The 21,671-nt window shown below is 62.4% G+C and carries 17 protein-coding genes; 8 read left to right on the top strand and 9 right to left on the bottom strand.

What is annotated here, in order from left to right; genetic code table 11:
- Nucleotides 1-176 precede the first annotated feature (176 nt).
- The 3 genes from AC6CIE_RS18145 to AC6CIE_RS18135 all read left to right on the top strand — a co-directional run bounded on the left by AC6CIE_RS18145 (nucleotide 177) and on the right by AC6CIE_RS18135 (nucleotide 3,856).
- The gene (locus AC6CIE_RS18145) at nucleotides 177-1,712 is read left to right on the top strand and encodes a helix-turn-helix transcriptional regulator (RefSeq protein WP_239212850.1); all 1,536 of its coding nucleotides are present in this window, start codon (nucleotides 177-179) and stop codon (nucleotides 1,710-1,712) included.
- 252 nt (nucleotides 1,713-1,964) lie between these two features.
- Nucleotides 1,965-2,984 carry a biotin synthase BioB gene (gene bioB / locus AC6CIE_RS18140; protein WP_239212852.1) on the top strand — a complete coding sequence of 340 codons (1,020 nt, stop codon included), beginning with the start codon at nucleotides 1,965-1,967 and terminating at the stop codon, nucleotides 2,982-2,984.
- Nucleotides 2,981-3,856, top strand: coding sequence for a DMT family transporter (locus AC6CIE_RS18135; RefSeq protein ID WP_175124575.1), 876 nt, complete (start codon nucleotides 2,981-2,983; stop codon nucleotides 3,854-3,856). The genes bioB and AC6CIE_RS18135 overlap by 4 nt, the downstream gene beginning before the upstream one ends.
- Before the next feature lie 7 nt (nucleotides 3,857-3,863).
- Here AC6CIE_RS18135 and AC6CIE_RS18130 read toward each other — a convergent pair whose 3' ends face one another.
- A complete protein-coding gene (locus tag AC6CIE_RS18130; protein ID WP_498093222.1) occupies nucleotides 3,864-5,435 on the bottom strand; it encodes an MFS transporter in 1,572 nt (523 codons plus the stop codon).
- A gap of 86 nt (nucleotides 5,436-5,521) precedes the next feature.
- Complete coding sequence (locus AC6CIE_RS18125) at nucleotides 5,522-6,025, bottom strand: peroxiredoxin (protein ID WP_056326595.1); 504 nt, start codon at nucleotides 6,023-6,025, stop codon at nucleotides 5,522-5,524.
- Nucleotides 6,026-6,272: 247 nt separating this feature from the next.
- On the opposite strand from AC6CIE_RS18125, the gene AC6CIE_RS18120 reads away from it, so the two are divergent.
- Nucleotides 6,273-6,695: a hypothetical protein gene (locus tag AC6CIE_RS18120; protein WP_175124522.1), complete on the top strand. Its 423-nt coding sequence runs from the start codon at nucleotides 6,273-6,275 to the stop codon at nucleotides 6,693-6,695.
- Between the two features lie 98 nt (nucleotides 6,696-6,793).
- Here the strand turns inward: AC6CIE_RS18120 and AC6CIE_RS18115 are convergent, their stop codons facing one another.
- The 7 genes from AC6CIE_RS18115 to AC6CIE_RS18085 form a co-directional block, all read right to left on the bottom strand.
- Entirely contained in the window at nucleotides 6,794-7,774 is a 981-nt protein-coding gene (locus tag AC6CIE_RS18115) for a hypothetical protein (protein WP_175186276.1), read from the bottom strand.
- Nucleotides 7,775-7,830: 56 nt separating this feature from the next.
- The gene (locus AC6CIE_RS18110) at nucleotides 7,831-8,811 is read right to left on the bottom strand and encodes a DUF6708 domain-containing protein (RefSeq protein ID WP_498093220.1); all 981 of its coding nucleotides are present in this window, start codon (nucleotides 8,809-8,811) and stop codon (nucleotides 7,831-7,833) included.
- An 87-nt stretch (nucleotides 8,812-8,898) separates the two neighbouring features.
- Nucleotides 8,899-11,787, bottom strand: coding sequence for a toxin VasX (locus AC6CIE_RS18105; RefSeq protein WP_498093218.1), 2,889 nt, complete (start codon nucleotides 11,785-11,787; stop codon nucleotides 8,899-8,901).
- 2 nt (nucleotides 11,788-11,789) lie between these two features.
- Nucleotides 11,790-12,677, bottom strand: coding sequence for a DUF4123 domain-containing protein (locus tag AC6CIE_RS18100; RefSeq protein ID WP_175124519.1), 888 nt, complete (start codon nucleotides 12,675-12,677; stop codon nucleotides 11,790-11,792).
- 1 nt (nucleotide 12,678) lies between these two features.
- Complete coding sequence (locus AC6CIE_RS18095) at nucleotides 12,679-14,805, bottom strand: type VI secretion system Vgr family protein (protein WP_498093216.1); 2,127 nt, start codon at nucleotides 14,803-14,805, stop codon at nucleotides 12,679-12,681.
- A gap of 283 nt (nucleotides 14,806-15,088) precedes the next feature.
- Nucleotides 15,089-15,970, bottom strand: a complete 882-nt coding sequence (locus tag AC6CIE_RS18090; protein ID WP_175186282.1) for a dienelactone hydrolase family protein — start codon at nucleotides 15,968-15,970, stop codon at nucleotides 15,089-15,091.
- Nucleotides 15,971-16,039: 69 nt separating this feature from the next.
- Nucleotides 16,040-19,774, bottom strand: a complete 3,735-nt coding sequence (locus tag AC6CIE_RS18085) for a DUF748 domain-containing protein (protein ID WP_498093214.1) — start codon at nucleotides 19,772-19,774, stop codon at nucleotides 16,040-16,042.
- A 166-nt stretch (nucleotides 19,775-19,940) separates the two neighbouring features.
- On the opposite strand from AC6CIE_RS18085, the gene moaC reads away from it, so the two are divergent.
- The 4 genes from moaC to moaB are packed head-to-tail and all read left to right on the top strand — an operon-like array spanning nucleotide 19,941 to nucleotide 21,666.
- Complete coding sequence (gene moaC, locus AC6CIE_RS18080) at nucleotides 19,941-20,429, top strand: cyclic pyranopterin monophosphate synthase MoaC (RefSeq protein ID WP_175124515.1); 489 nt, start codon at nucleotides 19,941-19,943, stop codon at nucleotides 20,427-20,429.
- The gene (locus AC6CIE_RS18075; RefSeq protein ID WP_175124514.1) at nucleotides 20,410-20,661 is read left to right on the top strand and encodes a MoaD/ThiS family protein; all 252 of its coding nucleotides are present in this window, start codon (nucleotides 20,410-20,412) and stop codon (nucleotides 20,659-20,661) included. Before moaC ends, AC6CIE_RS18075 begins: the two co-directional genes overlap by 20 nt.
- A 4-nt stretch (nucleotides 20,662-20,665) precedes the next feature.
- Nucleotides 20,666-21,148 carry a molybdenum cofactor biosynthesis protein MoaE gene (locus AC6CIE_RS18070; RefSeq protein WP_175124513.1) on the top strand — a complete coding sequence of 161 codons (483 nt, stop codon included), beginning with the start codon at nucleotides 20,666-20,668 and terminating at the stop codon, nucleotides 21,146-21,148.
- Nucleotides 21,145-21,666: a molybdenum cofactor biosynthesis protein B gene (moaB, locus tag AC6CIE_RS18065; RefSeq protein WP_498093212.1), complete on the top strand. Its 522-nt coding sequence runs from the start codon at nucleotides 21,145-21,147 to the stop codon at nucleotides 21,664-21,666. The genes AC6CIE_RS18070 and moaB overlap by 4 nt, the downstream gene beginning before the upstream one ends.
- Nucleotides 21,667-21,671 lie beyond the last annotated feature (5 nt).

Below are 21,671 nucleotides of genomic sequence, written 5' to 3'. Positions count from 1 at the left end.
ATTCCGGAGCTTTTTGCTTTTGTGCTTTTGATTTCTGCAATTTTGATTTTGCTTTCGCATATGCTTTTGCATGGGCTGTCCGGCGCCGCCATTCGCGCGGTGCAATCCCCTCTCGTTGTACCCCTTCCGCGAGACTCCTCCCTTTTGACCTCTGGACAGCACCGGCGCGCGGCTTCATGCTTGCGCGTACACGCCATGCGAAGAAAAAAGAGGCCTACGTGACCCCCAACGACGCCGCACCCCAAGCACATCGCCAACACCTGCAGAGCATCATCGCGGGCCTCAACGAAGGCATCATCCTGCTTGAGGCCGATGGCTCGATAGCCTGGGCCAACGCCAGCGCACTTGCGCTGCACGGCGCCGAATCAATGGAAGACCTGGGCGGCACGCCCGCGGGCTTTCGCAAGCGATATACGCTCACCTATCGCAACCATCATCGCGTGCCGGCGCGACAGTATCCCTTGGACCGGCTGGCGGCGGGCGAAGAATTCGAAGACCTGCTGCTCGATCTGACCCGTAAAGACGACGACGAATTCACGCGCAACCTGCTTGCGCGCGGCCTCAATCTGGACGATGGCGGCCCCATGCCCTATCGCGTCCTGATCCTGCACGACCAGACCGCGCAGATCAACGCCGAGGAACGCTTTGAACGCGCCTTCTCGGCCAATCCGGCTCCCGCGTTGATCTGCCGGCTGTCGGACCTGCGCTACGTCAAGGTGAACCAGGGGTTCCTGGAAATGACCGGCTACTCGCGCGACGCGGTGCTGGGCAAGTCGGCCTATGAAATCGATGTGCTGGACGGGAGCGACGACAAAGAAACGGCTGTGGCTCGGCTCAATGAAGGCGAGACCATTCCGCAGCGCGAGGGCGTGCTGAAGCTGCCCGATGGCACCTCCAAGTTCGTGGTGGTGGCAGGCCAGCCCATCGACATGCACGACGAGCCCTGCATGCTTTTCACGTTCATCGACCTGGAGGGCCGCAAGCGCACCGAAGAGGCCCTGCGCGAAAGCGAAGAGCGCTTCTCCAAAGCCTTCCAGCTTGCCCCGGTGCCGATGGCCGTCTGCGACGGCGTCACCTTGAACGTGCTGAACCTCAATGACGCCTTTGCCGCCGCCACGGGTCTGACGTTGGACGAGAAGGCAGAGCAGGACCTCGTCGAACTGGGATTGCGGCCGTACGAAGGCATGCTGGCCGCCCTGAAGCGTGGCGAAAGCGTGCGCAACCGCGAAGCCGTGATGATTGCGCGCGACGGCGGCGAGCTCGACTGCCTGGTGTCCGCCGAGCCCGTCATGATCGGCGGGCTGCGCCGCGTGTTGATCGTGATCCAGGACATCACCGAGCGCAAGCGGTCAGAGACCGAACTGCTGACGGCCATCGAGGCGGTCATGCAGGACACCTCGTGGTTCAGCCGCGGCATCATCGAAAAACTGGCGCAACTGCGCCAACCCGCTCCCGCGACGCGCGACGTGGCAGAACTGGCGCAGCTTACGTCGCGCGAGCGCGAGGTGCTGGGCCTGCTCTGCCAGGGTCACGATGACGACGGCATTGCCAAGGCGCTCAAGCTGTCGCGCAACACCGTGCGCAATCACGTGGCCACGATCTACAGCAAGATCGGCGTGCACCGACGCAGCGCCGCCATCGTCTGGGCTCGTGACCGCGGCATCACCGGTCACGAAAGCGCGCGCAACCGGGACAAGCAAGGCAAGTCCTGACTGGCTTGCTCCGGTTTTACAATTTGAATCAAAATATCCTGTATCTTCGCGTCGCCGAAGATGCCGCCGCGTTAGGACGACTGGCCGCTCAAAAGCGGCCATTTTCTTTGAATCGGTTCCCAACCGTCCGCTAAATCCGGCGATATCGAACGCATTGCGCAAATACGCCGCCCCTTCTTACGATCCGCCGATCCAGCCCAGGCCATCAGGCCAGCGGCGAGATCCCCGGCACGAACGAAGGAGCCACCGACCATGCAGACTGCGTACATTCCCGTCCCGACATCGCCCAAGCGCCTGCCGGCCTCGGCCTGGAGCGCCGACGCCATCATGGCGCTCTACGAGCTGCCGTTCATGGACTTGATGCACCGGGCGCAGCAAACGCATCGCGCCCATTTCGATCCGAACGTCATCCAGTTGTCGAGCCTGCTGTCGATCAAGACTGGCGGCTGTCCCGAAGACTGCGCGTATTGTCCGCAGTCGTCGCACTACAACACCGGCGTGGACGCCGACAAGCTGATGCCGCTGGAAGACGTGGTCGCCGCGGCCCGCGCGGCGCAGGCTGGCGGCGCGCAGCGCTTCTGCATGGGCGCCGCGTGGCGCAGTCCCAAGCCGCATCACCTGGACGCCGTGGCCGAAATGGTCAGCGCGGTCAAGGCGCTGGGCCTGGAGACCTGCGTGACGCTGGGCATGTTGCGGGACGGCCAGGCCGAGCAATTGAAGAACGCGGGCCTGGACTACTACAACCACAACCTGGATACCTCGCCGGAGTTCTACGGCAAGATCATCTCCACACGCACGTACCAGGACCGCCTGGACACGCTGGACCGCGTGCGCGACGCCGGCATCAGCGTGTGTTGCGGCGGCATCGTGGGCATGGGCGAATCGCGCCGCGAACGCGCCGGCCTGATCGCCCAGCTTGCCAGCATGGAGCCTTATCCCGAGTCCGTGCCGATCAACAACCTGGTGCAGGTGGAAGGCACGCCGTTGTCCGATGTCGAAGCCCTCGATCCCTTCGAGTTTGTGCGCACTATCGCCGTGGCGCGCATTGCAATGCCGCGCGCCGCCGTGCGGCTGTCGGCCGGGCGCGAGACGATGGACGATGCGATGCAGGCGCTGTGCTTTCTGGCGGGCGCCAATTCCATGTTCTACGGCGACGCGCTGCTGACCACCGCCAATCCGCAGATGGCGGCCGACCAGCGCCTGCTCGACCGATTGGGCATGCGGGTCGACGCCGCCGCGCACGACCGCCATGAGGAGGCGGCATGCCGTTGACGCCCGGTCTTCTGTATTTGACGGCCAGCGTGGCCTGCAGCGTCACGGTCGCCGTGATGCTCAAGCTGGCGCGACGTTGGCAGATCGACGTGCGCCAGGCGATCGCGATGAACTACGCCGTGGCCGCCCTGCTCTGCTGGCTGGTGCTGCGCCCCGATCCGGCGCGCCTGCTGGCGCCGCAAACGCCCTGGCTGGTGCTGGCCGCGCTGGGCGTGCTGCTGCCGAGCGTCTTTTTGGCGATGGCGGCCGCGTTGCGGCATGCCGGCATCGTGCGCAGCGACGCCGCGCAGCGCCTGTCGCTGTTCATTCCGCTGCTGGCCGCGTTCGCGCTGTTCGGCGAACCGGTCACGGGACGCAAATTGGCGGCCATCGCGCTGGCCTTCGCCGCCCTCTTCTGCCTGCTGCGCCAACCGCCGCGCATTCGTTTATCCGAAGCCACGGCGGCCGAGGACCGGCGCGCGATGTGGCTCTGGCCGCTGGTTGTCTGGGCGGGCTATGGCGTGATCGACATCCTGTTCAAGCAGGTTGCCCGCACGGGGACCGCATTTGCGGGCAGCCTGTTGCTGACGTTCCTGATGGCGGGCGCGCTGATGCTTGCGTATCTGTTGTGGCGCCGCGTGCGCTGGCAGGCGCGGCATCTGGCCGCGGGGGTGGCGCTGGGGCTGGCCAACTTCGGCAACATCCTGACCTACGTGCGCGCGCACCAGTCGCTGCCCGAGCACCCCGCGCTGGTGTTCGCGTCGATGAATATGGGAGTGATCACGCTGGGCACCCTGGTGGGCGCCCTGGCGTTCCGTGAACCGCTCACGCGTGTGAACGTGCTGGGCATTGCGCTGGCGTTGTCCGCCATTTTGCTGATGACGCCCTGGTAGGGGCGCTTCAGGTGCCGGTGCGGCGCTGGCGTTCGGGGTGCGCGTCTGATGCGGCGTCTGATGTGGAGTCCGATGTGGCGGTCGATGTGGCGGTTGATGCTGCGGTCGATGCAGCGTCCAATGCGGCAGTCGATGCGGAGCCCGATACACGGTCTGGTGTCTGGTCCGACATCGAATCCGGCATCGTGTCGGATCCGCCTCCCGCTCCCGCAGCCGTATCCGCCGTCTCGTCCATTCCGCCCTGCCCCGCCGCGGAATCCACCGATGCGCCCTCGGCCACCGGCTCCGGCGGCGCCGGCGCCGCGGACGGATCCGGCTGCACCATTTCCATGGCGATGTCGTTCTCGGGATCCACCCGCGGATCCAGCACCGCCGCCGCGGGCGAACTTTGCAGCGTGTCCGGCATCGGTACGAAATGCGTCGGCGCCTCGTCGACCTGGTGTGCGCCGGTGACGCGCGTGGGCCGCACCTGCCAGACCAGAATCACGGCGCACGCCGAGATGAACACGTAATACATGGCGGGTCCGCCCAGCGACATCATGAAGCCCGCGATCATCGGCCCCACACAGGCGCCCAGGCCATAGGTCATCAGCAACACCGCCGACAGACTGACTCGTCTTTCCGATTCAACGTGATCATTGGCAAAGGCCGCGCCCAACGGGTACAGCGTGAACTGCAGGATGCCGAAGACGCAGGACATGGCGACCAGCGCCCAGAACGGCAACGCGATCCAGCCCCACATGACGGCAGGCAGCAGGACCAGCAACAACGCGTTGAAGCGGATGAGGCCGGCGCGGTTGATGCGGTCGGACAGCCAGCCCATCGGCCACTGCGACAACAGACCCGCCGTCACGGCGGCCGCGACGAAGATGGCGGCCTGCGATGTGGACAGGCCATTCTTGGCGCCATACACCGCGGCCAGGCCGTAGAACGCGCCGGACAGATTGCCCGCTACGAAGAGCACGGTCATGGACAGCGGCACGCGCCGCATGAAGAACTTTACGTCCAGCGGCGCGGGCAGCGGCGTGGGCGGGTGGGACCGGGCTGTGACGGCAAGCGGCACCAGGCACAGCACGAGGCACATCGCGACGAGGGTAAGCGGGCGCAGGTCCAGCGTGGCGTAGGCGGTGAGCGCCAGTTGGCCCAGCACGGTGCCCAGGCCGGAGACGACCATGTAGACAGAGAAAACGCGGCCGCGCTGGTGGTTTTCGGTCTGTTCGTTGAGCCAGCTCTCGATGACCATGAACTCGGTCACCATGACGATGCCGGAGACGATACGGAACACCAGCCACAGGGGCATGAATTCGACCAGCGTCTGCGCCAGGATCATGCTGGTGGCGATGGCCGCGCAGGCGACGAACGCGCGGATGTGGCCAACGCGGATGATGAGCTTGTGCCCAAGCCGCGCGCCGCAAACGAGCCCGAGGTAGTAACCGGCGATCAAGGTGCCGATCCACACTTCGCTGACGGACTGCGCGGTCAGCCGCAGGCCCATGTAGGTGTTGAAGAGACCTGTGCCGATAAGCATCAGCAAGGTCGCAAAATAAAGCGACGAAAACGATGAGATCGTGGAGAGCATGGCGTCGACAACCGCTGCTGGCTTTCAGCGCCGCGGGCCGCCTGGGCGGCCCGCAACACTGGGGGTAAAACAGGAACCTGCGGGGATCAGGCTTGCGAGAGCATGGTGGCCGCGTCGCTGACTTCAAACTTGCCAGGCGCTTCCACGTTCAGTTGCTTCACAACGCCGTCGACGATCAGGGCGGAGTAGCGCTGCGAGCGCACGCCCATGCCGCGCTGGACGAGGTCCAGTTCCAGGCCGAGTTCCTTGGTCCACAGCGCGGAGCCGTCGGCCAGCATGCGGACTTTGCCGTCGGTCTTCTGTTCGCGTCCCCAGGCGCCCATGACGAAGGCGTCGTTGACGGACACGCACCAGATTTCGTCGATGCCCTTGGCCTTGAGGGCAGCGGCCTGTTCGACATAGCCGGGCAGATGCTTGGCCGAGCAGGTGGGCGTGAAGGCGCCCGGCACGGCAAACAGCGCAATCGTCTTGCCGCGGGTCAGGTCGGCGACCTGGAACGCGTTGGGACCGAGCGAGCAGCCGGCGGTTTCGGTTTCGATGAATTCGGTCAACGTGCCATCGGGCACGCGGTCGCCGACTTTGATCGTCATGTAGATCTCCAAAATGAAAGGGGGCAATGCATTGAGGCAGGACTGCCTCACAGCCCCCATCATAGTTCGAGCGCGGCCGGCTTGCTGCCTTTGGCGGAGGGCGAAAAGAAGATGAACAGTTCGAAACGACTCCACACGGCGAGCACATGGGGAGGAAACGGGCGGTTGCCATAATGCCGTGGTAGACAACGCCCGCCGCAGCCGCGAGAGGCTGACCGCTGCGGAGGGCTTCACCGGGAGACTTTCGATGCGCAAATTCCTGACCGGGCTGGCATTGACGCTGGCCGCTGCTGCCCCGGCGTGGGCGGCTCCCGATGCGGCTGAGCAGGCCCAATACGACTCTTTCGTTATCGCCGCTGGCGCGTCCAATGGCGCGGCGCGTGCTTGCGGGGCTTCAGAGCCTGACCTGGCGCAGCATCAGGAGACGGCTCGGAAGAATCTGACGCGGTATGCCGAGGAATATGGATTCCCGACGGGCGGCTTCGATGCTGCGTTTGCAAAGGGGCTGGCCGATGGTACGACGATGATGGAGGAGATGAAGCGGTCTGGTGTGGATGGGTGCCGTGGGGTGCTGGGCGGGTTTCAGAGCGAGCGGGTGATGAAGTACGAGGACATGAAGCGGGCGCTGGCTGAGGTTAGTGATGGGCTGCCGGGGGAGAAGGCTCGGTAGGCAGCGGAGACGGTGTCCAGAACGAGACTGGGCAAGCCTTAGTCTCCCCGCCCGTCCCAAACGTTATCGCATGCCTCGATCAGCCCCTGCGGCCACTCTTATTCCCGTCCATCCCATTCGCCATCGCAGGCGTCGATGAGTTCCTGCGGCCACTGCCGGCGTGGCAACATGCGGTCGAGCCACATGTATGAAATGTCACCCAACATAAGCATCGGCGCCACCGGCAACGCGATGAAGATGAAGAACGGAACTGCGAACAGCAACCAAGCCGCATGCTTGACCTTTAGCACCTTCAACGGACTGAAATGACGCACTGCCTCAGTGGAGTGGGAAATGGAATACGGGGTTCGCGCGCTGCTTAAAGGCACTGCGGAAGGCCCCTCCCGCATGAAAAGGCGGATGAACTCCCAAATCTGCGCCGCCCCATAGATGCCGCGGTTGATGATTGCTTGAGCGTCGTCCTGTGTGCCGGTTATGCCGACGCGGAGTTTTTGATTGATACGCTGGCTATGTTGTATCGGATAAGGGAAGGCTAGCGTCAACACCCCTTCGTTGATTGGAGCCCCTCCCGCCGCAAAGGTAGTCACGTCCTTGATGTAAGCCTCCAGCCCGTCCCAATGTTGACTGACCCACGTCCCCTGAACGAAGCAACTGACCTTGCGGGTTCGGCGATTGAAGATGATTGGAAGCTGCGTCCGCCAAGGTATGTACAACCAGATGCACGCAAATGCGAATGCGACAGGCGCTCCAATAAACACATCCCAGTTTTCCATAAAGAAGGCCGACACGCCGCCGCCATACCCCTCGTACTGGCGCTGGTGAACATAGGCGACATAAGTTCCGACTGAAAACAGAACAAATAAAAAAAGAACCGCCACCGTCGCCCACCAACTGATTCCGTACCGCCCTCCGAACCTGCTGCCAAACGCTGTACGCATGAACAGGCAGTTCTCGGAGAGCCTCATCATGTTGTTGTCTGCCGCAGCGGAAACCGCCAACGGCGGACCAGATGGACGCAAGGCGTCAACACGCGTGAAGAAAACGCTGCGCTCTTCTTTCGGAACTGTATGCCGTTTCATATTTAGGCGGCCATAAAGGTGGCTGCATTATTTTCTCGGGACGGCTGCATTTTTCATCAGTCTCCCCGCCCGTCCCAAACGTTATCGCATGCCTCGATTAACCCCTGCGGCCACTTACGGCGTGGCAGAACGCGATCAAGTGTGTAGTAGAACAGGTCTCCGATGATCGCTATGGGTGCCAGCGGCAATGCGACGAAGAGAAAAAAAGGCACAGCAATCGGATACCACCAGAGCTTCACGCGCAGCATCTTCAGTGGGTTGAAATGCCGGAAGGCGTCAAGGGGGCGCGACAAGCGATACTCTGCAATGGAAGTAGTCGGAGGGACCGCATCTGCGCCTTCTCGCATATAAAGGCGGATATACTCCCAGACCATCGCGGCGCCATAGATACCCCGATTGACCATGGCCGCCGGCGCGTCTCGAGTGCCGTATATCACGACACGCAATTGCTTTCCATCGTTCCCCCACCGCTGAAACACGAGGGACAGAATTCCTTCATTCACGGGAGCGCCACCAACTGCTATGGTAGTTACATCTTTGATGTAGGCATTGATCGAATCCCAGTCTTCGCTGATAACCCTACTGTCTACAAAGCAGGAGACCTTTCTGGTCCTTCGATTAAATATGATCGGCAATTGACGACGCCACGGGATGTACATCCAAAAACAGCTGACCCAGAGCGCCGCAGCCATTCCGATCGGGTAAAACCAAAACTCCCCATAGTAACTACCATACCCATCAGCAATTTCCTTGCTATCCGCCGAGTATTTATACGACGCTAGGAGAGTCACGGAGAAGAAAAACCATGCAAATACTCCAACAACAGTTGCCCACCAAGTCATGCTATAGCGGCCACCATACAACGACCCGGACGCCGTTCGCATGAATAAACAATCTTCTGTCATCCGAATCAAATTGTTATCCACTGCAGGGGCTACACCGAGAGGCGGGTCACCAATTCTCAAAGCATCCACGCGGCTGTACACCCAACTCTTTTCCACCGCCGGCACCACATGCGATGGTCTATCAAATCTCATTGGAATACTCCATTGCCACACACCCCTCAAATCCATGGCCCAATTTCCTATCGCCGTCAGAATGTCGCGTCGTCATATTGAAATCGATCAGTAATACCAAGGAGCATCCTTCTGCGTGAAGGAATATTTTGCAGTGAGAGGCTCACTATATCCCTCCGGCGTGTATGCGGCCGTCAACCGTAGGTCAAACGCAACCTTGCTGCTTAAGCCAGCAATGACGTAAGTACGAAGGGACCCGCCAGCAATCAATTCCTCAGGAGCATCTTCGCTCAAGCTAATTTTCGATGTGAGGTCGTTCAAAGCGTCAACAGACCCTGACGACGTTTGATTGTGAATTTGAAGACGGTGAATGTCGCCCTTTAAGGGATATGCCACCTGAACAACCAACCTATCAAGCCCAATCACTTTCCACTCGGATTCTATTTTTCTGGGTGCATAGTTTATTTCGACGTATGCCTTGTTTTCCGCCTCAAGCGTCGGATAAATCACGTTTTCGCGCCCCATGGAAATGTGCTTTCCAAAAGTTCCGTTATTGAACCAGAATTCCAGTTCCGAATACCGGGAATCGTCGGCTCGAAATAACCACCAAAGACCGAGCCCCAGGAAAATCACTCCCGCAACAATCCAGCCAAAAACAGGAAATCCGGCTGAAGCCCCTGCCAAACCAATTCCGGTAGAAATTATTCCTGCACCGGCGTTCGTCAAGGCGACCCCACCGAGTGCGATGCCAATGCCTGCAAATGCGTAATAGGTTGCCGCGGAGCTATTTCCAATCCGCCACTGCCCCCATGCTTTTAACCAGTGAGTGGCAGCATCGAAAAAGGCCCCCGCATAACCGAAAAGGCGAACAGCAAAAATGCTAGCCATTCGATTAAGCAGCCGCCCTGCAACCGTGACTGAATTTAAAAGTCTTGGTATTACGGGACGTGTCGATGTTAACGCACCGTTTATAGCGCTCCCCGTTCCGACGACCGCCGCATATAGGTTGGATTGTGTTGCCAGGTCGTTCGAGTTCACCCCCAACCGATAATCTTCCGCGGCTTTAAGTAAATTCCACATACTCAGAACCGCGACGCCACTTGCAGCCCCCCCTTCAAACACCTGCAAAAAGGGATTCGCATATCGCGTAAGCGGCGTCAAACCCTCCCATTCCAATAGGACAATTTCATTCCCGGCGCGTTGGGCAATCGACCCTTCAGCAGTCAGCCCTCGAACACCCGATGCTTGTTGGAGCCGCGCGTAGCCCTCTTCCAGCGTCAGCCTGCGTCCAACGATGCGATCCCCGTAGCGTTCTTCGAGCAGGCCACGCAAATGCGCGGCGTCAGCCTCACTGCCTGTGCCTGCCAACCGATGAATAAGGGCATCCACACTATTTCGGACCGCGCCGCGCCAATTCGGGGCACGGGTCAAGGTATAGACCCCGACCTGCTCCATAAGGTATTGAACAGCCACGAATCTCACGAGACCGGCAAACACCTTGCCGGCTGCCGTGTCTACGAGCACGTCAGCCTTGTTTTCCACAAGCATGTCCCCGAAGCCTTTGTCATGCCCCAGGTTCTCCAGGATCGGGTTTTGCTTCCATGGCAACGCCCACCATTCTCCGAACAGCGCTCTTTCGTGGTCCTTCTTGCCGGCGGGCGTCGTTGCTGTGCCCCAGATCATGCCTTCGACGCAATGGCTGAAGGCCGTGGCATGGCTCGTTGAAGCCACTGGGTCGGTAAGGTCGTAGCGCAGAAAGGTTGCGCCAAAGTCCGCAGGTTTCGCACTCTGCCGGTAGCTTTTCAACCAGGCGCAACGGTCATTCTTGTGGTCCAGCACGGCAATGTGCCGCTGTTCCAGCTCGCGCTCGAAATTCTTCAAGTAGGCGACCCGCTCGTCTTCCTTCACATGCCTGGAATAGCGCTCGGCATTGAGCGCTAGAACTGCCGCCCGTTGGCCTACTGGGTCTTTGGGCATGGCATCCAGCTGGGCCTTGGCGCTGGGATACGAAGACGGCCGATACCTCGCCGGTTCGCGCTCCTGAACTGCAAGGTTGTCTTCCAACCATTTGCGCTTGTACTCGTACTCGTCGATATCGCGCTTGAGGGCCTTGTCGAGCTTCTCCTGACCCGCCTTATCCTGCAGATTTATTCCCTTGCTGTTGGCATAGGCTGCCTCGTAGATCCGTCCGATCAACCGAGCGATGATAGTCTTGCGATAGCGCTGGATATCGTCGCCCTTGCTTGAAGCATCAGGCGCCGAGTTGTGTGCCTCCATCTCCGAGCGAGATACGTGGAATATGCCGCCCAGATCCTGCACAAGCGCAATGTTGTCGTGCATGACGACCGCGATCTGCCTGGCAGGGGCTACCGCTATCATGCCCGTGATCAATGGCTGAGCGGAAGGTGCCGACTGTTTGATGCGCCAGGGCGAAAAGCTGAGATCGGTGCCCTTGAACTCCTCCACCAGTTCGCCTAGCCGGCTTGCTGCAAAGGTGTTTCTGGATGGCGCGCTGTCCGCCCAAGCCTTCATGTCAATGGTCGTTGCCAGCTTTGCCCGGATGCCGTCCTGGTTCGATTCGATTTCGCGGATTTTTCGTTCGGTCAGGAGCGTGTCCGTCAATAGAATGTGGACTACCGAACGCTCATTCGCCCAGATGTGGGACAGGGAGCGTCCCGGTTTATAGCCCCCGAGCGCCGCTTCCAGTGAGCGATTCCTGGACAGAAGCTCGACGAATTGACCGTTCTCTTCGTTGACCCGCCACACGAACACCGTACCCTCGGTCTCATCGAACAGATAGACGAATCCCGCGCCCACGCAACGCAATCCATACTGCGCGTGGTCCAGCTTCTGAAAGCCAGTCTCCAGCGACGCCGCGTCATAGGCATAGTCGGCGCCACCCTTGGGCCGTGGATGCGCGGAATAGCGCAGTGGAAACAAGGGGATTCGGACCTTGCAGCTTTCGTTGGTGCTGCAGTAGCCAATGCTTGCTGCCATGATCAGTGTCCTTCGGTCATCAGGTGATTCATTGCCTGTGCGGCGCGGGCGCCCGGTGTCAACGCCGTGTCCTGCAACAGCGCAACGACCGTCGCCGCGCACCGTCGGTAAGCGGGATGACGGAAGGCGTCCAAGGCGGCGTCCAGATGTGAGAACTCTTTGAATCCCCAGCTTTTGAGGTGCTCCATCCACACGCCGGTCTGCTGGCGCGGGTCGTCGCGAAAACTGTGGGGTGCTCGCCGGGTGATCGCGATGTGCCTGCGAAGGTGCTGGTCAGTCAGCCCCGCATCGATGGCGGTCATTTCTGAGTGATTGAATTGGAAGCCGCCTTGTACCGGGCACGGGCCATCTGGTTGGCGATAGCACCACCACTGATGTTCCGGTCCGAGGTTCTCCCGCCAGATCAGCTCTTGAATCGGACCCAGCAGCGCCCCGGCTCTGTAGGGTTCAAGCGCTCGCAACACGCTCGCGAGGGCGGTTGTCTCCTGAAGCCGGAACCGTGCCTTGTTGCCATTGGGCATCAGCACGAACAGGACCGCGCGCAGTTGGGCTACTACCTCGTCGATCGGACGGGACGAGGCCAGGAATACCGCTCCACCCGTGGAAGCCCAGGGGTCCATAAAATGCTCTAGCAGACGAGAATCCGATTGGTACTGCACCAGGATCGGCCCATTCGTGTGGTGGCTGTCGTACTCGGTGTCGCTCCAGACCCAACGCAGGGAAGTGGCATAGTCGACTTTGCGTACGAAGTCACTAATGGTGGAGCGCTCCGGCGAGTCCGGCTGGCGCATCAGCCACTCGTCAAGAATTTCTGTTTCGAGCAGCAGAAAGGTGGCCAGCGAAGGTGGATTCAGTTCGGCTTGCGTCACCTGGTCCAGGGCCATCAACATGTCAGCCTCCCTGGAAATTGCCACACGGGCAGTCCAACCGCGGGCAACTGCCATCGCTGCGCTTCATGCACAGCACGTCGAAAGGCAGGCCCGGCGCGGGAACGCCCACCGGAGCCGGAATCGGGCTCGCGCCGCCGCTCTGTTGGCGCATCGGCCCCTTCATCTGAATCTTGATTCCATCGAGCGTGATGCCCGAACCGTCGATTCGAATGGATCCTCCCGGTCCTTTGAGAGAGAGGCTCTCCCCTGCCTGGATCTCGTAGACTTTGGTGCGATGACGAATCGCATGTCCGGCCTGTAACTCGGCGTGCCCTTCAACCGTCTGTTCGTGGTTTCCGCCGATGTTCACCCAATGATTCGCCGTGGTTTTGTCGCGGCGGTTGTTGCCCACTTCTTCAGTGCGGTCCTTGGCGGTGTAGATGGTGTGGTTACGACCCACCGTTATAAAGTCATCTCGCCCGATGTCGTGCCGCCGGTCCTGGCCGATGTTCACATGTTCGTCATTGCCCACGGTCTCCTTGCGGTCGTGGCCGATGCTGATGGTTTCATCGTGCTCAACCTGCTCGCTGCGGTCATGGCCGACGAACGTGGTTTCGTCGTGATTGACGTGGATGTTCTGATCCTTCTGCGCGTGGACGTAGATTTCTTCTTGGTCTTTCTCGTCTTCGAAGCGCAGTTCGTTGTACCCCTCGCCCTTGTGGGTCTTGCTTTTGATGGTCATCCGCGTCTTGTGGCGCGGCAGTTCGTAGGGCGGCAATTGCAGGCGGTTGTACGCGCGGCCGGTGATGACAGGCTGGTCCGGATCTCCATCGAAGTAAGAGACCATGACCTCCTGGCCGATGCGCGGGATGGCCATGTGGCCCCACGTCGCGCCGGCGATGTTCTGCGAGACTCGGATCCAGCAGGAGCTGTGTTCGTCCTCCTTGCCGAGACGGTCCCAGGGGAACTGGACCTTCACCCTTCCATACTCATCGGTGTAGATTTCTTCATTGGGCGGCCCGACCACCATGGCGTTCTGCGGGCCGTCGATGCATGGTCTGGGCAGCGGTTCCGCGCGCCACTCGACGTCATCCGGGACCAGCTCGGCCTCGTAGCGATAGTGCGTTCCCAACTGGGCTTGTGCACTTTCCTCGGCCTGACTCGTGTGTTGGATTCCGCGGTGGACAATGCGCACGGGGCGCCAGCCGCGGTTCATGTCTTCCCACGGGTGGCCGGCGAGCGTGAAGGAGATACCCGGCTGCAGTCGCGGGTCATCGCCATGGACCACGGCAATGCGGGCATCGCGGCGATGCCCGCGCAGGCGGTTCTCGGCGAAGGGCTTACCGGCCTCGTCGAATTTGGCGCGTGCGGGATAGTCATAGCGTTCGTAGCGGCGGCCCTGGTGGTCCAAACCCCGCCCATCGCGACTGTGCTGGTGCGTGTACCGGGGATGGTGGAAGGTGTAGTCGCGCTGGGTCTGCCGCGCGGTGCGTACGTTTTCGGTGTATGCGAAACGTCGCAGCGCGGGTTGCGGCTGGTCGCCGCCGGGGACGGGGTTGTACAGAACCGGCTCATCGCCCACGCGTCCATGAATGAACAGGCGATCGCTGTGGACAAGCTGATGGCCCTCAGCGCTATGACGGAAGGAATAGAAGAAGCCTTCCTCGCGCATGATGCGCTCGATGAAGTGATAGTCCGTTTCGCCGGCTTGCACGCAGTACTCACGGGCCTGATGCTCGGTGGTGCTGCGCTGCTCGTAGTCTTGAGTCAGCCCATGCGCCTTGAGCACCGCCTCAGCGATCTGCGGGACGGTTTGGGACTGAAAGATGCGCCAATCGGAACTGAGCGAAAGGCGCGCCAGACGCGGCTCGACGATGGCGGAGTAGCGTGACCTGCGAAACCCCGTGTCGCCTTGGACGAACGACGAGACCGCGCCGTACACGTAGCGCACCGCCGTGTCGCCGTGCCAGATCGTGAGCAACGCGGCGCGGTCCAGCACCTCACCGAAGTCGATGGCGGGATTTGAGCTGGCCAGTTCCATTTCCAGCAGGAAGGTCTGGGACAGGCCTTCTTGTAGCGTGAATTCGACGACCTCAAAGGACTTGTCGCCAATGGTGAATGTGAAGCGCAGATCGGATTGAATGGGCATGGCTGATTCCGGCGATGACCATGTCCCCAATGCAAAGTCTGTGCCAACTTGGTCGTGTCGATCGCGTTGTTCTTTCTTATCAACCGCTTAGCCAAGCCTTTCCGCAAAGCCCTCCAATATTGAATTGCCCGAATTCCTAAAAGTGTTCTTTCCACTGGCTTTTCGGGCCAATAATGGCCCGACATTTCTCAAGCACTTGAAAACAAACAAAGAAAATCGGGCCAACCTTGACCCGAGCAGGTCAAAGTTGGCCCGATAGCTGAGCCTTCGGGAAAGTTGTCCCTTACAACCCGTTCTGCTTGAACCAATCCAGCATCCGCGTCCACGCCTGTTCCGCTTCCGCCTTGCGATACGAAGGACGATAGTCGGCGTGGAACGCATGACCGGCTTCGGGATAGATGTCGATGCGAGACGCCTTGGCGGCCGCGGAGCCCTTGGCGAGTTCGACGCGCATGCGGTCGACGTCGGCTTGGGAGATGCCGGCGTCCTTGCCGCCGTAGGCGCCAAGCACCGGGGCCTTCAGGTCGTTGACGATGGCCAGGGCCGACTTGGGTTTCAGTTCGGTGGGGTCACCCGCCAACTGGCCGTACCAGGCGGCGCCGGCCTTGAGTTTGGGGTTGTGGGCTGCGTAGAGCCAGACCTGGCGGCCGCCCCAGCAGAAGCCCAGGATGCCCAGACGGTCGGGGTTGCCGCCGTTGGCGGCGGCCCAGGCAGCGGTGGCGTCCAGGTCGGCGATGACCTGTTTGTCGGGGACCTTGCTGACGATTTCGGCCTGCAGTTTGGGGATTTCGGTGTACTTGGACGGGTCGCCCTGGCGCGCATAGAGTTCCGGCGCGATGGCGAGGTAGCCCTGGTGAGCGAGGCGCCTGCAGACGTCCTGGATGTATTCGTGCACGCCGAAGATTTCCTGGACGACGATGATCGTGGGCAGGTTCTTCTTGCCATCCGGCGCGGCGCGGAACGCGGGGATCTTGCCGTCGGAGGTCGGGATTTCGATCTTGCCGGCCACGAGGCCCTTGGCGTCCGTGGTGATGGCGGTTTGCGCCACCACGGGGCCTGCCGCCAGCGAGAAACCTGCCGCCGCGGTGGTGGCAAGGAAGCCTCGCCGGTCCAGCCGCAAGGGCGGGAGCAGGCTGTCGAAGTGCGCGTCGTCCTGGTCTTTCATCGAAAAATCTCCTGGTAAAAGACGGGCACGGAGGGACGCGCCTCGCGTCCCTGCCCGGGCCTGCCGAGTTCACTTCAGGGAGAAGTCCACGCGTGAGGGTTGCCCCTCGTCCTTGATGCCATCGGCGTCCAGCTGCGGCGCAACGATGAACACGCGGTCCGCGAGTCCTTCCTGGGCTTGCAACTTCTCATATACCGCCTGCGCCCGGGCATCGGCCAGTTGGCGCAGTTGATCCTCGCCGACCGGGGCCGCCGCGCGCAGCATTGCTTCCATCTGCGCGGCCGGAACGGACTTGGCCATGCCGATGAAATTGCGCGGTTTGTCCTTGAGGTCTGCGTCATCGTAGACGTCTTCGAGGTACTTGGCACGTTCGGCGCTGGAGACCGTGACACCCTTGGGATCGGGCTTCTTGCCGCGCGGGGCGACGTCGGCGGCCTTGGCGGCGCGGATCTGGGCGTCGACCCAGGCCTGGCGCAGGCCTTCCGAGTCGGTCTTGGGGTCGGCGCGGCCGCTGATGTCCATCTTGAGGGCCGGGCGGTCGGTGAGCGCCTTGGTAAGGGTATCGATGCGCTGGATCGTGTCTTTGGTGAGAACGGCGCTGCCGGGCGCGAATTCGACGTAGGACAGTTCTTCGCCGCCGCCGAACGCGGACGCGAGCAGGCTGAAGGGCGAGGTCACGGCTTTGACGACCAGGTTCATCAGCACGCGCACGACGATGCCGCCGACCGAGAACTCGGGGTCGTCGAGCGAGCCGGAGATAGGCAGGTTGATGTCGATGTTGCCGCGCGAGTCCTTGAGCAGCGCGACGGCCAGCAGCACGGGTAGCTTGGTGGCGTCGGGGCTGTTGGTCTTGTCGCCGAAGGTGAGCTGGTTGAGCACGACGTGGTTGGTGGCCTGCAAGGCGCGGTTCTTGATCTTGTATTCCAGGTCTACCGAGAGCTTGCCGCGCTTGATGGGGTAGCCGACGTACTTGGCCGAATAGGTGTTGAAGCGTGGCAGGTCGACGCCCTTGGCGGACGCCTTGAGGTCCAGGGTCAGGTATTGGGCGAAGGGCTGCACGACGCCGCTGATGGAGAGCGGCGCGGTGGTGTAGACCCGTCCCGTGACCTTGACCTTGGCAGGCTGCGGGTTGGTGGAAGAGACGGCGGTGATGCCGCCTTCGATGCTGGACAGTTCAGCGACGTAGTTGGGCTTGACGAAGCGGTCGGTGAAGGTCATGCGTCCGCGAGTCAGCGTAACGCTGTTGACCGAGATGTCCGGCATGGCGCTTGCCCGGCTGCCCTTGGCGGACGGCGCAGGCGCTGCGGGTGCAGGCGGCGCGGCGGGCGTATCGGCGCTGCGGCCTGGGGTCTGCGTGTCCTGCGTGATGGAGCCGCCGGCCTGGCCGGGCGCGGCCACCAGGTCCATGACGTTGAGCCGGCCTTGCGCATTGAGCAGGATGCGGCCGTAGAAGTCTTCGAGCGCGATGTCGCCCAGTTTGGCGCCGATCTTGTCGCCCGCCACGGAGATGTCCATGCCGGCGAAGCCCAGGCGCTTCCAGTTCAGGAAGTCGTCCTTGTTGACGCGGTCTTGCAGATCCAGGTCGGTGACGTCGACGGCGCCCTTCCAGGCGGCCTTCATCGGGGCGTTGCCGGCGGCGGCGATGAATTCGGCGTTGCCCTTGGCGCCCAGCGTGACGGCGCGGACGGTGGCGTTCAGGCTGGAGGCGAAGTACGGCGCGAAGCTGGCGACGTTCAGGCCGGAGAGGTCGACGGCGGTCTTGAGGGTAAGCGGCTGCGGGGTGAAGACGCCTTTGAGGTCCAGCTTGCCGTCGCCCTGGACGCCGGCAGCGGCCAGGGTGAAGTTGCTTTGGCCGGGGCCCATGGCGAGGCGGTCGGCGGTGATGCGCAAGGACTGCATTGCGATGTCGAGCGCGGGCTTGAGCGATTCGTCACGGGCCTTGAACTGTGTCAGGTCGGCTTGCACGGCCGTGGCGGATGCGTCGATCGCGCCGCCTTTTTCGCGCACGTGGACCTGCGCGGTGGCGCCCAGTCGGCCGTCAAGCAGGCTGATCGGCGCAGCGCTACGCACGGCGGGCGCCAACGGCGCGAGCGCCACGTTGCCCAGGCGCACGTTCATGTCGAGCGACAGCGGTTTGATGACGAGCGGCCCTTTGGCGCGCAGCCAGCCGCCATCGGTGCTGTTGTCCATGGTCAGCCACAGGTTGATGGGCCGGTCCGGCTGCTGCGGCAGTTCGACGCCTTCAACAGTGGCGGCCAAGCCGGTCATCACGTAGTCGAGCTTGCTGACCGCGTCGGTGACGTAGACCTCGCCTTCGTGGAGGTTGAAGGCGTCGAGCGTGACTTGCCATTCGGCGGGTGCGGGGGTGGGCGCGCTAGCGGCGGCAGTGTCGGCGGCCGGGGCAGCGCCAGCCGTCGGGGCAGTGCCAGCCGCCGTCGGGGCAGTGCCAGCCGCCGTCGGGGCAGTGCCAGCCGCCGTCGGGGCAGTGCCGGCCGGGTCAGCGGGGCGTGGCGCGCCTGACGCTGGTCCGGTGGGCGCTTGCGCCGTTGACCCCGTCCCGGCGTCTGCCTTGGCGACGGGGGCCGAGGTCGAAGGCGATTGCGTACCCGGCGCCTGCGCACCTGCCGCGGCAGGTGTCCCCGCCGATGCAGGCGCCCCGCCCGCAGCCAGCGGCTTCAGCCCGCTGGCCTTGCGCATTTCATCGCGGACAGGCGTGGCGGTCGGCTCCACCCCGCCCAGCGCCTTCAGTCCGGCGACAACATCCTGCCAGTTCAAGTGCTCATTCGCATGACGCCGCACATGGATCTGCGGCGCCCACAGCCCGACCTCGCCGATATACACCTGCCGCGCGATCGGCTCCAGTTCCAGCCGGCTGACGGTCAACGCACTCCACGCGGCCAGACTGCCGCCGGACGGATCGCGCACGTCCAGACGGCGCAAGCCCAGATCGCCGACGACGCGGATCTTGGGCGGCGCGTCCTTGGGTTGTTCGAAAACGACCTGCAGGTTCGAATCCAGCAGTGCGCTCTCGACCTTGAACGGCAGCGGCATGGGCCAGACGTCCGCCCACTTTTCCAGTTGCAGGCCGTCAAAGGCCACGCGCAAGGTGGATGAAGGCACCACGTCGAACGGACGCGCCACGCCGGTCAGGTCGAACGGACTGCCGTTGATGCGCAGGTGCAGGCGCGGCTGCACGTCGATGTCGGTGGCATAGCCGAAGGTCGAGATGAACGGGATGCCGATGGCGAACTCGTCGACAACCTGTTTGCGGCCGGTGACCTTGTCGTCCAGCGTGATCGTGCCGTTCTCGATCACCATGTTGTTCAGCGAAAAACGCGGCAGGCCTTCGTCCGGCTTGGGCGGCTCGTCAGGCTTGGCGGCGGCCAATTCGGCGACGCGTTGTTCTATGTCAGAGAAATTGAAGCGCAGGACGTCTTCGCGGACGATGGCGATGGTAGGCTGCCGCAGCGTCAGACGATCGACCACCGGTGCAAACCAGAACAGCGATGTCCACGATGCGCTGGCATCCAGTTCGGCCAAGGTCAGCAACGGCGTCTGCGCGCCGGGCTGCGCCACGGCCAGGTCTTGCGCGCGGACGGTCAGCGTGAAGGGATTGAAGGTGATCCTGCCGACGGAAACGTCGCGGCCGATCATCTTCGAGACATCGTCAGTCAGGACGCCGTGCAGCACCTTTGGCACTTGCCAGGCCGCAACGCCAAACAGAATCAGCACGAACGCCACAATACCCAGGAGAATCTTGCCGGCGCGTCGGGTGAACCGTAGCTTGGGCATCCGCACGGGCATTGAAAGTCTCCTGATACATATTGAAGGCGATCCAACCTTCCACTGACTGCAGGCGCGATTATCGCGCCCCCTTTACTGCTCGTCTATCATAGGCGGAACAGCGGACCCGGCCGGCTTGCCCGGCCCCGCTCTTTTCATTCATTAACAATTCTTGATCCCGATTTCCATGTCCGAGACCACCCCCACCTTGAGTCACCTGGACGAAGCCGGCCAGGTCCGCATGGTCGACGTCATCGCCAAGACGGACACCGAGCGCGTGGCGGTCGCCGCCGCCAGCATCCGCATGAACGCCGTGGCCTATGGCCTGCTGACCCAGCCGGGCCAAGGCAAGGGAGAGGTCCTGAACACGGCGCGCGTGGCCGCCATCCTGGCCGCCAAACGCTGCGCCGACATGATCCCTCTGTGCCACAGCCTGCCGCTGTCGTTCGTCGGCGTGGAATTCGCCCTGAACGACGCCGAGCATCGCATCGACATCCTGTCCACCTGCCGCACCAGCTACAAGACGGGCGTCGAGATGGAAGCCATGATGGCGTGCAGCGTGGCCGCGCTGACCATCTACGACATGTGCAAGGCGGCCGACAAAGGCATCGTGATCGAACAAGTTCGCCTTAAGTACAAGGCGGGAGGTAAAAGCGGTGAATGGCGCAACGATTAATCTGCTGTACTTCGCGCGCGTGGCCGAACTGGTCGGCAAGCGCACCGAAACCTGGCCCGTGCAGGGCGAATCCACCGGCGCGCAATTGCTGGCCGAGCTGGGCGAACGCTATCCCCAGCTGGAACCGGCCACGCGCCTGAAGCTGGCCATCAACCAGACGCACGCCAAGCCCACCGCCGCTATCCGCGCCGGCGACGAAGTCGCGGTGTTTGAACCGGTCACCGGAGGCTGACGCCATGATCCGCGTCCAGGAAGCCGACTTTGACAGCGCGGCGCTCACCGCCGCGCTGCGGGAATCCGCCGGCCCCGGCGTGGGCGGCATCGTCACATTCGTGGGCTACGTGCGCGACTATGCGCCGGACACGCCCACCGACACGCTGTTTCTTGAACACTATCCGGGCATGTGCGAGCGCGAGCTCGAAGATATTGCCGCCACCGCCCGCGCGCGCTGGAATCTGGCCGGCACGGTCATCGTCCACCGCGTCGGCGCGCTGCACCGCAACGCGCAGATCGTGTATGTGGCGGCGGCCAGCGCCCATCGCGGCGACGCCTTCCGCGGCTGCGAATACATCATCGACGCGCTCAAGACGCGCGCGCCCTTCTGGAAGCGCGAAACCCTGGCGGGCGGCGACAGCTTCTGGGTGGAACAGCGCCAATCCGACCAGGACCGCACGGACGCCTGGGACGAAGACACTGCCGACAAAAAGGAGAATCCATGAGCGAAGCCATCCCGGTCCCGTTGGGCTGCGGCGTACTGACGATCAGCGACACCCGCAGCGCGGGCGATGACACGTCCGGCAACCTGCTGGCGAACAGCCTGGCGCAGGCCGGTCATCAGTGCGTGCGGCGCGACATCGTGCGCGACGACATCTACCAGATCCGCCGCGTAATCAGCGACTGGATCGCCGACCCGGAAGTGCAGGTCATCCTGACCACCGGCGGCACGGGCTTCTCGCATCGCGATCACACGCCGCAGGCCATCCTGCCGCTGCTGGACCGCGAGATTCCGGGTTTTGGCGGACTCTTCCGCCAGATCTCCTACACCGAGATCGGCAGCTCCACGATCCAGTCGCGCGCGTTCGCGGGGTCGGCCAATCAGACGCTGATCTTCTGCCTGCCCGGCTCGAACAACGCCTGCGAGACCGCCTGGACAAAGATCCTTCGCGAGCAGCTCGACAGTGGCCACCGCCCCTGCAATTTCGCCTCGCAATTCAAGAATCACGAAGAAGAAGCCTGACACCC

It is taken from the genome of Achromobacter sp. GQ309, assembly GCF_059759315.1.
The sequence above is the reverse complement of the archived record's forward strand: the minus strand, read 5'-3'. Positions and strand labels throughout refer to the sequence as shown.